The sequence below is a fragment of the Caballeronia sp. AZ1_KS37 genome, assembly GCF_023631165.1.
GTDB lineage: Bacteria > Pseudomonadota > Gammaproteobacteria > Burkholderiales > Burkholderiaceae > Caballeronia > Caballeronia zhejiangensis.
On sequence record NZ_JALQDP010000075.1, the window covers coordinates 1 to 240 of the forward strand.

Sequence of the window (240 nt, forward strand, 5' to 3'; positions counted from 1 at the left end):
GCGGGAGTAGCTCAGTTGGTAGAGCGCAACCTTGCCAAGGTTGAGGTCGCGAGTTCGAGACTCGTCTCCCGCTCCAGATTTTGAAGGTTCTGAGGTCGTCGGCGCTGAATTGGCAAAGCGCAACGCGGCAGCAGTACCGGCAGTAGTTGTATCGCAGGATATTGCGGGAGTAGCTCAGTTGGTAGAGCGCAACCTTGCCAAGGTTGAGGTCGCGAGTTCGAGACTCGTCTCCCGCTCCAG

Annotated in this window: 2 tRNA genes; both read left to right on the forward strand. The window is 57.9% G+C overall.

Annotated elements, in window-relative coordinates:
• Positions 1–76: transfer RNA gene (locus NCS00_RS33275), tRNA-Gly, on the forward strand.
• Positions 77–163: 87 nt separating this feature from the next.
• Positions 164–239: transfer RNA gene (locus tag NCS00_RS33280), tRNA-Gly, on the forward strand.
• Position 240 lies beyond the last annotated feature (1 nt).